General features: G+C 53.4%; 13 protein-coding genes. 3 read left to right on the top strand and 10 right to left on the bottom strand.

The genetic code is table 11. The annotated features are described in order from the left end of the window. Positions 1–84 precede the first annotated feature (84 nt). Positions 85–987 (top strand): ParB/Srx family N-terminal domain-containing protein, encoded by a 903-nt coding sequence (locus tag F3J38_RS09385; RefSeq protein WP_167137462.1) that lies wholly within the window; start codon positions 85–87, stop codon positions 985–987. On the opposite strand, the gene F3J38_RS09380 is transcribed toward F3J38_RS09385, so the two are convergent. Then, positions 977–1,873: a LysR family transcriptional regulator gene (locus F3J38_RS09380; RefSeq protein ID WP_167137460.1), complete on the bottom strand. Its 897-nt coding sequence runs from the start codon at positions 1,871–1,873 to the stop codon at positions 977–979. The genes F3J38_RS09385 and F3J38_RS09380 overlap by 11 nt on opposite strands. A 93-nt stretch (positions 1,874–1,966) precedes the next feature. Here F3J38_RS09380 and F3J38_RS09375 point away from each other — a divergent pair, with 93 nt between their 5' ends. Further along, a complete protein-coding gene (locus tag F3J38_RS09375) occupies positions 1,967–3,199 on the top strand; it encodes an MFS transporter (protein ID WP_167137457.1) in 1,233 nt (410 codons plus the stop codon). Positions 3,200–3,234: 35 nt separating this feature from the next. Here F3J38_RS09375 and F3J38_RS09370 read toward each other — a convergent pair whose 3' ends face one another. From F3J38_RS09370 to F3J38_RS09345, 6 genes are all read right to left on the bottom strand, one after another. Beyond that, positions 3,235–4,266 (bottom strand): ABC transporter permease, encoded by a 1,032-nt coding sequence (locus F3J38_RS09370; protein ID WP_205298204.1) that lies wholly within the window; start codon positions 4,264–4,266, stop codon positions 3,235–3,237. 26 nt (positions 4,267–4,292) lie between these two features. Further along, positions 4,293–5,834, bottom strand: a complete 1,542-nt coding sequence (locus tag F3J38_RS09365) for a sugar ABC transporter ATP-binding protein (RefSeq protein ID WP_167137451.1) — start codon at positions 5,832–5,834, stop codon at positions 4,293–4,295. 13 nt (positions 5,835–5,847) lie between these two features. After that, on the bottom strand, positions 5,848–6,783 hold the full coding sequence (locus F3J38_RS09360) for a sugar ABC transporter substrate-binding protein (protein ID WP_167137448.1): 936 nt from the start codon (positions 6,781–6,783) through the stop codon (positions 5,848–5,850). A gap of 69 nt (positions 6,784–6,852) precedes the next feature. Beyond that, positions 6,853–7,818 carry a sugar phosphate isomerase/epimerase family protein gene (locus F3J38_RS09355; RefSeq protein ID WP_167137445.1) on the bottom strand — a complete coding sequence of 322 codons (966 nt, stop codon included), beginning with the start codon at positions 7,816–7,818 and terminating at the stop codon, positions 6,853–6,855. Then, on the bottom strand, positions 7,815–8,999 hold the full coding sequence (locus tag F3J38_RS09350) for a Gfo/Idh/MocA family protein (RefSeq protein ID WP_167137443.1): 1,185 nt from the start codon (positions 8,997–8,999) through the stop codon (positions 7,815–7,817). Before F3J38_RS09350 ends, F3J38_RS09355 begins: the two co-directional genes overlap by 4 nt. Next, a complete protein-coding gene (locus F3J38_RS09345; RefSeq protein ID WP_167137440.1) occupies positions 8,996–10,030 on the bottom strand; it encodes a Gfo/Idh/MocA family protein in 1,035 nt (344 codons plus the stop codon). The genes F3J38_RS09350 and F3J38_RS09345 overlap by 4 nt, the downstream gene beginning before the upstream one ends. Before the next feature lie 270 nt (positions 10,031–10,300). Between F3J38_RS09345 and F3J38_RS09340 the strand changes: the two genes are divergently transcribed. Beyond that, positions 10,301–11,323, top strand: a complete 1,023-nt coding sequence (locus F3J38_RS09340) for a LacI family DNA-binding transcriptional regulator (RefSeq protein WP_167137438.1) — start codon at positions 10,301–10,303, stop codon at positions 11,321–11,323. Positions 11,324–11,335: 12 nt separating this feature from the next. Here the strand turns inward: F3J38_RS09340 and F3J38_RS09335 are convergent, their stop codons facing one another. The 3 genes from F3J38_RS09335 to F3J38_RS09325 form a co-directional block, all read right to left on the bottom strand. After that, positions 11,336–12,343, bottom strand: coding sequence for a LacI family DNA-binding transcriptional regulator (locus F3J38_RS09335; protein WP_167137435.1), 1,008 nt, complete (start codon positions 12,341–12,343; stop codon positions 11,336–11,338). 107 nt (positions 12,344–12,450) lie between these two features. Beyond that, positions 12,451–12,591 carry a hypothetical protein gene (locus F3J38_RS09330; protein ID WP_167137432.1) on the bottom strand — a complete coding sequence of 47 codons (141 nt, stop codon included), beginning with the start codon at positions 12,589–12,591 and terminating at the stop codon, positions 12,451–12,453. 360 nt (positions 12,592–12,951) lie between these two features. Continuing rightward, the gene (locus F3J38_RS09325) at positions 12,952–14,046 is read right to left on the bottom strand and encodes an NADH:flavin oxidoreductase (protein WP_167137429.1); all 1,095 of its coding nucleotides are present in this window, start codon (positions 14,044–14,046) and stop codon (positions 12,952–12,954) included. Positions 14,047–14,084: the final 38 nt, after the last annotated feature.

Below are 14,084 nucleotides of genomic sequence, written 5' to 3'. Positions count from 1 at the left end.
CAAGCGCGAAGCACAACACTAAAGCGGGAAGATGACAGAAATGCTATCGTAGCGCCTCTGATGCTGGTGATTGAAGGAAAGGGAATGAAAACACCGTGGTCACTGTTGGCCCTGTTATGGTCTGCCGGACAGGCCTCTGCGGCGCTGCCCGCTGATGTCAAAGCAGGTGATATCGTGCAAGTGCAGCTCGCACAATTGCACCCGACGCAAGCGGCGATTGGTTATCGTCAGTTGGATTACAAGCTGCACCGCTACCAGGCGGATCCAAAAAAACTGTTCGATGACTTCTGCGAAAGCATGGGGCAGAAAGGCGTGGATAAATTCAACAGTAAATCACGCATCTCTGACCTCGACAGTTTTACCTGCAAAGCCCCAGTTGGCACCCATCCCGGCCCGATGAAAACGGCGGTGATCGCCCCCGATAATGCGCTCTACCTCACCGATGGTCATCATACCTTCAGCAACTTTGCCGACATTGGCGGTTTAAAAACGCGCGTACAGGTGCGCATCACCAACGACTTCCGCAACCTGACCAGCATGAAAGCCTTCTGGCAACAGATGGAAGCCGCGCATCTGGTGTGGCTGGATACGCCAAAAGGCAAAATCACCCCAGATGCGCTGCCGAAAGAGCTGGGCCGCAAACATATGCAGGACGATGAGTATCGCTCGTTGGTTTACTTCGTGCGCGATATTGGTTTCGAGAAGGAAGAAACGCCGCCGCCATTCCTTGAGTTCTATTGGGGACAATGGCTGGAGTGCGAACTGCCGTTAAAATCCTTCGACTTGCACGACCGTAAGGGCTACGGCGCTGCCGTTACTGCCATTGCGGAGAAAATCACCGACGTACCCAAAGATACCGTGATAGCGCAAAGCGATGTCGGTCCGCTGACCGCTGAAAAGCTGGGCGCCATGAAGAAAGTCAACGAGAAGAAACTAGAGAAGCTGGTCTCTGCTGAGGGCAAACTCGGCTGGGCATTTAAACAATAATCCCACTGGCTTTCACCAACGTGAGGAAATTCTGCGCCGTTGCCGCTAATGCCTGGTCATTCCAGGCCACCGCTAAACCGGTGGTCGGCACCGGTGCTTTGATTTGTTTGAACACCACCCCTGCCAGGCTAAATTGGCGCATAGATTCCGGCACCAGTGACACCCCTAACCCCGCCGCCACCACAGATAATATTGAAACGATATGGGGTGCTGGCTGCCCTTCCATCGGCGTAAAGCCCTGCTGGCGACACGCCTGAAGAACGGATTCCCGTAGACTGGTACCGCTCTCTTTGGGTGTCAGAATGAAGTGTTCATCACGCAGCGACGGCAAAGTCATTTTACCGCGAATTCGCGCCAGAGGATGGTCAGCAGGCAGTGCAGCCACCAGCGGTTCTTGCAGCAATAGCTGCACCCTGACTCCCTCGGGAACCGCATTTTCCTGGCGCAATAACGCGATATCCAATTGCTGATTCGCCAACGCCTGTAATAACACTATCGAGTTAGCCTCCATCACGTTAAGAAACACGTCGGGATACGCCTGACGAAAGGCACGAATGCAGCCAGGAATCAGCGGATTCATACCCGCCGTGCCAGTAAACCCCAAACGCAACGTGCCGGTTTCCCCTTGGGCGGCACGACGGGCGGAGGCGGTGGCTCCTTCAGCGAGAGCAGGCAGCGGCTGAACCGCTTGCAAAAAAGCCTGCCCGGCTTCAGTGAGCTCCACTCCCTGCGCAGTGCGGTCGAACAGCGCATAGCCAATCTCTGTTTCGAGATCCTTGATTTGCATGCTGAGCGGTGGCTGTCCGATCCCGAGTTTCGCCGCTGCACGCGTGAAATTACGCTCGTTGGCGACAGCAAGGAAGTAGCGAATGTGACGTAGCTCCATCTGTTTTATAGATACCTTTATGCAGCGCTATATATTGGACAGATGATAGGTGGCGCGGTAGCGTTGTGCAATCTTCGTTACCCTGGAATCATCATGAGTCGCTCGTTAGAAAATGCCCTGCCTGCATCATCCCCCGCAACGTTCAGCATCGCGCGCGGTAGCAGTGAGTATCGCCGTGCGGGTATTGCCTTTTTCATGCTCGGACTGGCCAGTTTTTCGCTGATCTATTGTGTACAGCCGCTGCTGCCCGCTTTCACTCACGCGTTCAATGTCACCCCGGCGCAAAGCTCACTCGCCCTGTCGCTCACCACCGGCTTGCTGGCGGTGTCTATTTTGCTGGCTGGTGCTTTTTCTCAAGCTGTAGGACGTCGTGGATTGATGTTCACCTCGATGGCGCTGGCATCGGTCTGCAATTTCATCGCAGCGGTGTTACCCAATTGGCATCTGCTGTTGGTTGCCCGTGCGGTGGAAGGCGTGGTGCTTGGCGGCGTCCCCGCCGTCGCCATGGCCTGGTTGGCGGAGGAAATCGATAAAAAAGATCTCGGCAAAACCATGGGATTGTACGTCGGCGGAACAGCGTTTGGCGCAATGGTTGGACGCGTCGGCATGGGATTGCTGACTGAATTCACCTCATGGCGCATCGCCATGGGCGTATTGGGTGTGCTCGGCTTAGCGGCAGCGATAGCGTTTGTGCTGTTATTGCCAGAATCACGCAATTTCGAACGCAAACCAGGACTCAATCTCCACTTCCATTTCAGAGCCTGGTTTAGTCACCTCGGCAATAAGGGATTGATTCGCTTGTATGCCACCGGTTTCTTCCTGACCAGCGTGTTTGTCACGCTGTTTAACTACGCTACTTTCCGCCTCTCTGACGCGCCGTTTAACTTTAGCCAGACACAGGTAAGCCTGATTTTCTGTGCCTATGCGATTGGGATTGTCTCCTCCTCATTGTCGGGGAGTCTGGCCGATCGGTTCGGTCGTAAGCCGTTGCTGATTGCCGGTTTTCTGTTGTTGCTGGCTGGTATCTTACTGACGGTGCCAGATAACCTGCTGTGCTTGATTGGTGGCATTATCCTGATTACCAGCGGTTTCTTTGTCGCGCACGCGGCAGCGAGCGGTTCCGTCGGCCCGTTAGCCGGTAATAATCGCGGCCACGCTTCCTCGCTGTATCTGTTGTTCTACTACATGGGATCCAGCATTACGGGTTCGTTTGGCGGCTGGGTCTGGCTGCACGGTGGTTGGAATGCCGTGGTGGGTCTGACGGTCGTCATGGCGCTGGCCGGCCTGGCATTGAGTGGATTGTCACGGCAGAAGCATTCAGCATAAAACCTCAGGGGCGCATGCTGTGCGCCCCTTTATCTCTATCCTTTCTTCTTCACCCGCCGTGACTGACGGAACTGATCAACAATCACCGCCAGCACAATAATGGTGCCTTTGATGATGTCCTGGTAGTAGGCGTCAACGCGCAGGAAAGTGAAACCTGACATCATAACCCCGAGGATCAACGCCCCGATAACCGTACCGAGAATACGGCCGCGTCCACCGGAGAGGGATACCCCGCCAATCACTGCGGCGGCGATCGCATCCAGTTCATACATCATCCCCATTCCCGCCTGAGCGGTTTTGATGCGCGCAATCGCGACCATCGCTGCCAGGCCCGCCAACAGACCGGCAATCACGTAGATTTTGATCAGATGGCGTTCAATGTTGATCCCTGACGCACGTGCCGCAGGCAAATTCGCACCAATCGCATAGGTAAATTTACCAAAGCGGGTATAACGCATCACCAGATGGAACAGCAGCGCGACCACAAGGAATATCGCCACCGGTGCCCAGCGTCCCAGGCCGTTACCCAACCATGCGAAGCCATCAGTGAAGCCCGATACCGGGCTACCCTCGGTAAACCAGTTAGCGACACCGCGCGACGCTACCATCATGCCCAAGGTGGCGATAAAGGGTGGGATCTTGGTCAGGCTGATCAGTAGACCGTTCACCAGCCCTGTTAGCGCACCAATTAACAACCCTACGCCAAGTGGCACAAAGAAAGGCAGGTCGGTCAGACCTGGATAGAACACTTTCGGCCAGAGCGAGCTCTGCGCAAAAGTAGCTGCAATCATCGCGCTCATCGCCACCACTGAGCCGGAGGACAAATCAATGCCTCCGGTGATGATCACCAGCGTCACCCCCACAGCGATGATGCCAATGACTGCCACCTGGAGAATGATGATTTGCAGGCGGTGCAGGTTGAACAGGAAGCTTTGCCCTACCACGATCCAGCCCGCGATTTCGAACAGCGCCGCGATGCCGAGAAACACTAAGAAGATATTCACCTCCGTGGGCAAGCGTTTTTTACGCCGCGCAGGCACGGGCTGCAGGTTATCCGTTGTCGACATAGTCATATTTTCCTCAACTCGATGCGTTAATGAGCCGCCAGACTCATGATGGAGGTTTGATCGGCGCTCGCCGCCGCCACAATGCCGGTGACTTTGCCTTCATGCATCACCAGAATGCGGTCGCTCATGCCGAGCACTTCAGGCAGTTCCGATGAGATCAAAATGATGGCAACCCCTTGGCGGGCCAATTCGACAATCAACCGATGAATTTCCGCCTTGGCACCGACATCAATGCCGCGCGTGGGCTCATCCAGAATCAGGATGCGCGGTTTAGTCAGCAACCAGCGGCAGATCAACACCTTCTGCTGGTTACCACCGGACAGGTTTTCGATGCATTCGTGCATGTTGGGCGTTTTTACCCGCAACTTTTGGCAGATATCGTGACAATCCTCTTCCAGCGATGCTTCATCGACGATGCCGTTGCGGCAGTAGTTCTCATGAATGGCGGCGATCTGCATGTTTTCCTGAATATCCAGCGGCAGGAAACAACCTGTCTCCTTACGATCCTCCGTCAGCATCGCCATACCGTGATGAATGGCCTTGTAGGCCGATGACATCACCAGCTTACGCCCGGCCAGTGCAATGCTGCCCGCCGTAGCCGGAGTCACGCCAAATAGCGTTTCCGCGACGTTGGAACGCCCGGCCCCCACCAGCCCGGCAAAACCGAGAATCTCACCGGCACGCAGTTCAAACGACACATCGCTGAACACCCCTGCCAAGCCTAATCCCTCAACCTTCAAAGCCACATCACCGATCGGCACCACCTCTTTAGGGAACATCTGGGTGATTTCACGTCCGACCATCATCTTGATGATCTGGTCGCGCGAGACGTCGCTGGCGGCATGGGTGCCGACAAACTTACCATCGCGAAACACGGTAAATTCATCAGCAATTTCATAAAGCTCATTCATTTTGTGCGTGATGTAGACGATGCCAATACCACTGTCGCGCAAATCACGGATGATGTTGAACAGATGTGCCACTTCGGTTTCGGTAATCGATGAAGTGGATTCATCCATGATCAGCACATCGGCTTCCAGCGACACCGCTTTGGCAATCTCCACCATCTGCCGACTGGCCATCGACAGCTCAGCAATCAAGGCGTCGGGATCCAGATCCAACTTGAGCCGGGTTAGTAAGGCTTCGGTCTGCTGATACATGGCAGCATGGTCGATCAGACCGAAACGGTTGCGCGGCTCACGCCGTATCCAGATGTTTTCGGCCACCGTCATTGAGTTCATCAACAGCAGTTCCTGATGAATCATCGCGATGCCCGCCTGTTGCGCAGCCAGTGGGCTAGCGAGCGTCACAGATTCTCCCCGCAACCGAATTTCACCGCTATCCGGTTGATACAGGCCGGAGATTATCTTCATGAGTGTCGATTTTCCGGCGCCGTTCTCCCCCATCAGGGCATGTACCGAACCCGGTTTGATCTTCAGCGAGACATCATCCAGCGCTACCACGCCGGGAAAGGCTTTGCGCACCTTTTCCACTTCCAGCACATAATCCCAGCGTGCAGCATCTTGCGGCGCGCCGCGTGGGCGCACCGATGTCAGTTGGCTTGTCATGGGTGTCTCCCGCTTATTTCATGAACTGATTCAGGTTGGCTGGCGTAACCAGTTGATAGGGGATCAGCACGCGCTTATCGACTTTTTCACCCTTCACCAATTTCATGGCGGTGACCAAAGCTTCGCGGCCCTGAGCATTGGCATCCTGGAACACCGTGACATCGAGATCGCCCGCCTTCATGGCGTTCAGTGCATCGACGGTGGCATCAATGCCCGCCACCACCACAGTTTTCATGTCGCGATTCGATGCTTTTAACGCCTGGATTGCACCCAACGCCATTTCGTCGTTGTTCGCCACCACGGCATCAAATTTGATGTTGGTAGAGAGCCAGTTGGTCATCAGGTTGTTGCCGCCGGTGCGCGTCCATTTCGCCACCTGTTTATCCACCACCTTGATGCCATCACACGGCGCCTTTTTGAACACATCTTCCACCGCTTGCGTGCGCAGTACTGCCGACTGTTGCGCTAAATCGCCTTGCATAATCAACACGTTGCCTTTGCCATTGAGCAAACGACACACTTCCTTGGCTTGCAGCGTGCCTCCTTCGATTTCGCTGGAGCCGACAAACGCCTGATTATCGGGCAGCGTGACGATATTGGCCGGTTCGCGGTTAAGGTAAACCAAAGGGATATCCGCATCTTTGGCTTCATCAGTAACAGATTGCACCGCCGTGCTGTCTACCGGGTTAACAATGATGGCTTGCAAGCTGGAAGCGGTGAAATTTTGGATCTGGTTAAGCTGCGTGCCAACTTCGTTTTTACCATCTTCCATCTGCACCGCTGCGCCCTCTTTCTTCGCCTCTTCAGCAATGGCGCTGCGCAGAATGGTCAGCCAGTTATCGTCAAACGCCGACATCGCTACGCCAATTTGCGGCGTTGCCGCATGCAAAGAGGCGGAGAGGGGCAACATGCACAGCAGGGTAAGCAATTTTTTTGTAGGTTTACGCATGATGTTCTCTTCTTTCGTCAGATTATTATTGGGCTGCGGCTGCAGCCCGCTGTTATTAACGGCAACGATTTACCCGATGTTGGGCAGCGTATAATCGGAGGGTGCATCCGCCAGGCAGCGCTGCAACAGCGCCACTGACTTACGCATCCCCTCGTCACGCGACAACACCACATCTTCATGTTCAATACTCAGCACATCGTCATAGCCCACCTGGCGTAGGTGGTAGCAGAACTGTTTCCACCACTGCTCATCCTGACCGTAGCCCAGCGTGACATAGTTCCATGCGCGTTCCCGGTTATGGCTGGAGTGCAGGTTTTCCAGGCGGCTGGTGAGTGCGGCCTGGCGCGGATTGACCCAAGCATCTTTGGCATGAACGTGATAGATGGCATCACCCAGATCGTGGATACACGCCAGCGGATCGGCACCCATCCAGATCAGGTGGCTCGGATCGAAGTTAACGCCGACCGTTTCCCCGACCGCTTCACGCAATCGCCAGAAACTCGGCACGTTGTACACCAGCTGTCCCGCATGGAACTCAATGCACAACCGTTCAACCTTGTGCTGCTGTGCCAGTTTGGCGCGCTGTTTCCACCATGGAATGGCGATTTCATTCCATTGATATTCGAGGATCTGTCCGCAGAATGGCGGCCAGGCCACGGTGATCCAGTTCGGCCATTGGTCGCCGGGGCCTCCAGGTAAGCCAGACATCATGACCACGCGCTCAATACCCAGTAGACCGGCAAGCTCCAGCGTGGCATCAGCACAGGCTTGGTGTTCTTTGCCACTTTCCCCCGGATGTAACGGGTTGCCACTGGCATTCAGCGCGGAAATCGTCAGACCGTGGTCGCGGACTTTGGCGAGAAAATTACGACGGCTCTCAGCACTGCTGAGCAGCGCATTGAGATCCAGGTGTGGCGCGGAAGACCAGTTACCGCAGCAAAATTCTAAGTGGGTCAATCCCAGCTCTGCGGCGACACGCAACATTTCGTCTTGGCTCAGATGGCCAAGACTATCGGTGACCATACCGATTTTCATGGTTGTGCTCCTGCAAACTCACTGATAGAAACCGGGCGACGTTCTCGCGCGGCATGTTGTATTGCCTCCAGTACCAACGCCACCGCCAGGCCATCGGCAAAATTGCCTTTGCTATAGGGCCGATTTTCCGCCACCGCTTGCATAAACTCGGCAATCATGAAGCCGAAGCCCTCGGCGTAGCCGATTGCCACGCCGTCATGCGGCACGGGAATCAAATCACTTAGGTACGGGAAGGCGGGATTGTTGGCGCGTGTGACAAATGCCCCGCTCTCTTTACTGGCGCGGGCGATCTGGAATTCACCTGGGCGTTCAGAATTAAACAGCACGGTGCCTTTGCTGCCGGTTAAGGTGAATGACAGGGTATTGCCCATGCCAACCGTGACGCGGCTGGCGGAAAACAGCCCCTGACAACCGCTGTTAAAACGCAAGACACAGGAACTGATGTCATCCGTGTCCACGACTGCGCTTTGGTCACTCAACGTCACATGGCTATGCCCGGCATTGGCGGTGAGTGGCAGGTAACGGTGTTTGATAAAGGTATCTTCAGTGGCGCCGACAATCTCAAGAATGTCACCGCAGAGAAAACGCGCGATATCAATGGCGTGCGCGCCGATATCATGCAATGCCCCGCCTCCAGCACGGCTTTCGGTATAACGCCAGCTATGCGGCAACAGAGGATCAGCGGCATATCCGGTTTGATACTGCACCAGCAGATGAGTTGGCGTGCCAATCTCACCCTGCTCAATCAACTGTTTGATCATCGAGATCGCTGGAATACGGCGATAGTTGAAGACGCTACCATTAATGCCTTTACTGCTTGCCGCCAGTTCGGTGAGTTCTTTGGCTTGCGCTGCCGTCAGCGCAAGCGGTTTTTCGCACAAAACATGTTTACCCGCGCGCAAGGCTGCTGCTGCCACTTCCGCATGCAGGAAATTAGGCAGCGCCACGCTGACAATGTCGATATCCGGGTTGTTCAGTACTGCTTGCCAGTCACTGCTGGTATGGGCAAAACCCCATACGCGTGCTAACTCCTGGGCCGCATCTTCGCGGGCATCACATACTGTATGCAGATTGAACTGATGGTTGGCCCCTGCCAAACGGGCTTGATGCGCCCGATATCCTGAGGCGTGTGCGGCACCAATCATGCCCGCACCAATAATGGCAATGTTGTAAGTTTTCATTGCGCCACCTCCTGCCACTGACCGGAATCTGCTGAGGCAAACAGCGCATCCATCACGCGCATCTGGGCAATGGCGTCTTCAATACCAAATTCCAGTCCCTGCTCACCGCGCACAGCGCGTGCGAAGTTAGTGGCTTCGCACTGGTATTGTTCCACCTCAGGCAAGTGACGAGGCTGCGGTGCCGCATCATCTAAACCGCTATGGGAATCGATCCATAAGGTGGCGGGCGAACCTTTGCCGGGAACATAGGGGGCGGAGAGATCGAGCAGTGATTTTTCACATACCACCTGCACACGCTGTGAGGCGGCCATTTTCAGGCTAACAGTGAGCGTGACCTGCTGGCCATCACCAAAATCAAGGATGGCATGGGTGGTTTCATCGGTGCCATTTAGCGGCGAACGCACCATAGAGCAGAACACACGTTGCGGTTCGCGTCCTAACAGATAACGTGCCGTCATCACGGTGTAACAACCGAGATCAAACAGCGCGCCGCCGCCCTTTTTCACATCAAAGCGGAAGTCCCCAGGATTATCGAGCATGAATGACAGCAGAATCTGCGCGGTTTGTAGTTTACCGTGTTCGCCACTGCGCAAATGCTGGCGCAGGATGTCAAACTGCGGATGATGGCGCACCATAAAGGCTTCAGCCACCACCAGATTGGCTGGAATATCGCGCAGACGCAGCGCTTCCTGCGCATTCAGCGCAATGGGTTTTTCGCACAACACATGTTTGCCATGTGCCGCAGCAGCCAACACCATATCGATATGCTGATCGTTTGGCAGTGGCACATAAATGGCCTCAATCTCCGGGTCATTTAGCAATGCTTCATAATCGCCGTAGGCTTTCTCGATGCCAAATTGTGCCGCTTTGGCCTGCGCCTTCTGAAGTGAGCGCGATGCGATGGCTTTTACTTCACAATTCTCACTCGCCAGCATGGCGGGAATGAGTTTGACACAGGCGATATTGGCGGTGCTGATAATTCCCCAGCGAACCGGATTGGTCACTTTCTTAACTCCATGATTTGACATCATTTACCTCTCAGGCTGAGTGCGATCACACTTTTAGTGTTATGGCGATTGGTGACGAAAATGTGTCGCAATTGATCGCTTTCCTCGGTTTTTAAGTCAATCAAGCGAGAAAAAATGATGTTAAAATAATGATGTCCATCACACATCATTTTGATGTATTTAAACTCAAAAAAGCAATAAATTTGCATTATCATACAGATAGCAAAGATTGATTTTTAAATCATTACCGTTATGATGAATCACAATGATTGAATGATGGATTTTACATCAAAGATGAATGGGAAACTGTATAAGCGTGGACCTACCGTTGCAGAGATTGCCACTTACACTGGCTATGGCACCGCCACGGTTGACCGTGTGATCAATGACCGGCCAGGTGTACGCGAGAAAACGCGCCATAAGGTGATGGTCGCTATTGAGCAACTGCAAGGACGACATGAAAATAGTGCTATCCAGCCCGTAAAACGCATTGCGTTTATTTGCGATGCGGGTTCAAGCTTTATCTGTTTAATTGAGAGTGAAATTAGAAAATATATTGCTGTCCATCATGATTATTTATTTACTTTCGACAGCATTCCTAACGTACAGGTGGATTCCGAGCGATTTAGTGCCCTTATTCAACAACGTGCTAAAACCAGTGACGGCATTATTTTGATCTCTCGAGATGAATTGAAAGTCAATCGCGCAGTACGCAATACGGTTGACCATGTTGTGCCTGTTATTTGCCTGACCACTGATCTGCCCAACTCACGGCGAAATGCTTACGTTGGCCTTGACCCACTGAGCACCGGCGCGACCGCGGCTTGGCTCATGGGACGTATGCTTCCTCGCGTATCAGGTAAAATCTTGCTGCTGTTTAGCGCCAGCTATCGCACCCAGGAAGAGCGCGAAATCGGTTTTCGTCGCGTGTTACGCGCTGAATTCCCACATCTGCACATTCTTGAACGTATGAACGTAAACGATGAAGCGGAAAATGCCTGCCTGAGCGTTAAAAAATATCTCAGCGAACATGAACCGATGGCCGGTATCTATAACATGGCAGGTGGCAATCGCGGTGTCGCGCAAGCCTTAGCCGAATATGGCCTGAATGGCAAAGTGTTGTTTATCGGTCATGAATTGAATCACTATACGCGAAAGTTACTGGAACAAGGGGAGATGGACATTGTGTTAGGCCACGATGTCCAGCAAGAAATCGCACACTGCATCATGCTGATTGAGCGTTTTAGATCGGGTAACACCTGTAACGATATTAAAACCACGTTACAGGTGTTTAATAAAAATTCCTGGTTTAACTGACAGTATAAAAAATCAGAAACGCGAATACTTGGTATAAATCAGCGAGGGGAACCACGTCTTTTCGATACGTTCACCCCGGCACAGCGCCTCAACGGTGGTGATGCACGCGTTGACTTCACGATCCATATCGTGGGCAAACAGAATGTCCATCTCCCCTTGTTCCAGCAACTTATGAGTGTGTTCAGTGAGTTCGTGACCGACAAATAAGGTTTTTCCTGTCAATCCTGCTTCTTTAATGGCGCGGGCAATACCGCGATTGCCACCAGCCAGATTGTAAATACCCGCGACATCCGGGTTGTGTGTCAGGAACTCTTTAATGATCTTGTAGGTGCCGTCCGACTCGTCATTAGAATCAATACGTTCGAAAACATCAATATGTGGGAATTCGGCACGCATCACCCGGCGGAAACCCATTTCACGCTCTTCCTGGGTGCGATACGTTGAACTGGCCACAAACAGTACTTTGGCCTTGTCCTGCTTTATCATCCGGCCTATGAACAGCGCAGCATTCGCACCTACACTCACTTCATCCACGCCGATGCAAGCAGCTGAATGAGGCATGTCAGAGGTCAGACACACCACCGGGACGTTTTTCAATCCGGCTTCACGCACTTCGCTGTTGATCAAGATATCTTCCCGCGAGACCAACACCACCCCATCGGCTCCATCAATGCGAGATTTGAGTAAATCACAGAAGGACCGCTGATCGCGCTGGTGGTTAGGCACGCTGTCGAAGGTAAAGGAGACGTGAGGATAGTTGTCTTTGACGCGTGATAAGGCACCGCGAATGATTTCGATAAAGCTGCTACCCGCATCCACCACAAAAGCGATTTTCTTCTCAGCGACAAGCGTTGCTGAGACCGGCGAACGCTGTGACATCGCCTGTTCAACGCGTAACCTGGTGCTCTCTTTAACCCCCGGACGGTTATTCAGCACACGGTCGACAGTAGCCGTACTCAAGCCAGAAATTCTGGCGATATCCTGAATAGTGAGTTTTTTCCGCAGGTTATGATCGGTCATTGCACGCATCCATGATTTTTACAAGGAGGTCATCATAGTGCAAAAGAAGAAAAAAATTAACCCGGCTTATGCCGGGGTAATTGATTGGGTTACATCAGATGAAGGCATCAACGCTGCTTGCGACGACGCTCAGTGATGAAAATCAGGATAATCAACAACACCACCGCACCGATCCCGATACCACTCCACGCTAGCGTTGCAGCATTGCGAATCAGGAATGAGGAGCCACCGCCCGCCTGAATCTGCATCACGCCTTGCGCGGTAAGTTGCGGATCGCCCTTACCTTACTGGCCCATGACGTAATTGGTCACGGCAGCCGACAGTGGTAGAAGCTTGCTCACAGTTAACCCCGACATCAAAACACATCAAATGATGTAAAATAGTTAATAAAACCCGGCAATCATATACTCAATATTCATATAATCAACAATCATAAAACAGCAATAATCATCATTAAGCATAAAAATCACATCTTTTGATCAGGGCGTGAGGGTATTTGAATGGTTATGAGCAGAAGTGAGGGTGGTGCAGAAGTGGAAAGTGAGTTCGGTGCGCGGGGGGGGTGCGCACCGGTTTGCAGCAAAAAAACGGCCGTGTGGTGCGAACGGCTAAGCCAGTTCGCAGTTTTTCACATCAGCGGAGGGGGCCAGCAGGTTTTTATCAAACTCCTGCAAAGGTGCCGCATCGCGGACGCGCATCGGCCAGTCAGGATTGGCCAGCGCGCTTTTGCCCAGCGCCACAAAATCAGCCCCCTGCTCCAGCGCCTGTGAGGCACGATGGCAGTCTGACAGCGAGCCATTTGCCACAATGGTCAGACTGGGTGCCACCCCACGAGCTAGCTGCACCAACGAGCGTGCATTGTCAGTAAAGGCGGGTTGCAACGCGTCATATTCTGTGAGGTGCAGGTAATCAATGCCCGAATCCGCTAACAGACGGAACACCTGCTTTGCGCCCGCTTCTCCTTCCTGCCACTTATGATGGAAATCATTCACTTTGCCCTGTGAAATGCGCACACCTAAGGTGACATCATGGCCAATGCGCTGGCGTACCGCTCGGATCACCGCCAAGGTCAGCGACAAGCGTGCTGCGATATCGCCGCCCCAGCGATCGTGGCGCTGATTGGTGTAATCCGTGAAGAATTGGTCAAGCAGATAGCCATTAGCACCATGAATTTCAATGCCATCAAATCCGGCAACGCCAATCGCGCGGGCGGCAGTCTCGGCAAAACTTTCAATTGCCTGCTGAATCTGCTCCTCGCTCATTTCTGCCGGCAACGCATAGTTGCCATGACCATGGTAAAAGCCCAGCTGTTCTCCGCGCGGTTGCACGACTGAAGGTGCCAAGGTATCACTCCGGTAGATATTGCCTTGGGAAATCGCGCCTGCATGCATCAGCTGTGCGATGATTTTGCCGCCATGCTGATGTACATCATCAGTGATGGCACGCCAGCCCGCGACCTGTCGGCTATTCACTAAACCGGCTTGGAACGCGTAGGTCTGCGACCAGGCTTCATCGATATACAGCCCTTCCGTAATGATGGTGCCGAAACCGCCGCGAGCGAAACGCGCGTAATAGTGCTTCATGCGATCGCCCGGTACGCCGTCCACCGTGGCAGAGATGCGTGTCATGGGCGCGACCATGATGCGGTTCTTCAGTGCGAGGCGATTTAACGTGCCGCTTTGAAATAAGTGTTTATCGGCCATTTTGCCTTGCTCTTCCTGATTATCGTCAGAGCGCAGTA

The sequence above is a fragment of the Candidatus Pantoea formicae genome (assembly GCF_011752625.1).
Taxonomy (GTDB): domain Bacteria; phylum Pseudomonadota; class Gammaproteobacteria; order Enterobacterales; family Enterobacteriaceae; genus Pantoea; species Pantoea formicae.
The sequence above is the reverse complement of the archived record's forward strand: the minus strand, read 5'-3'. Positions and strand labels throughout refer to the sequence as shown.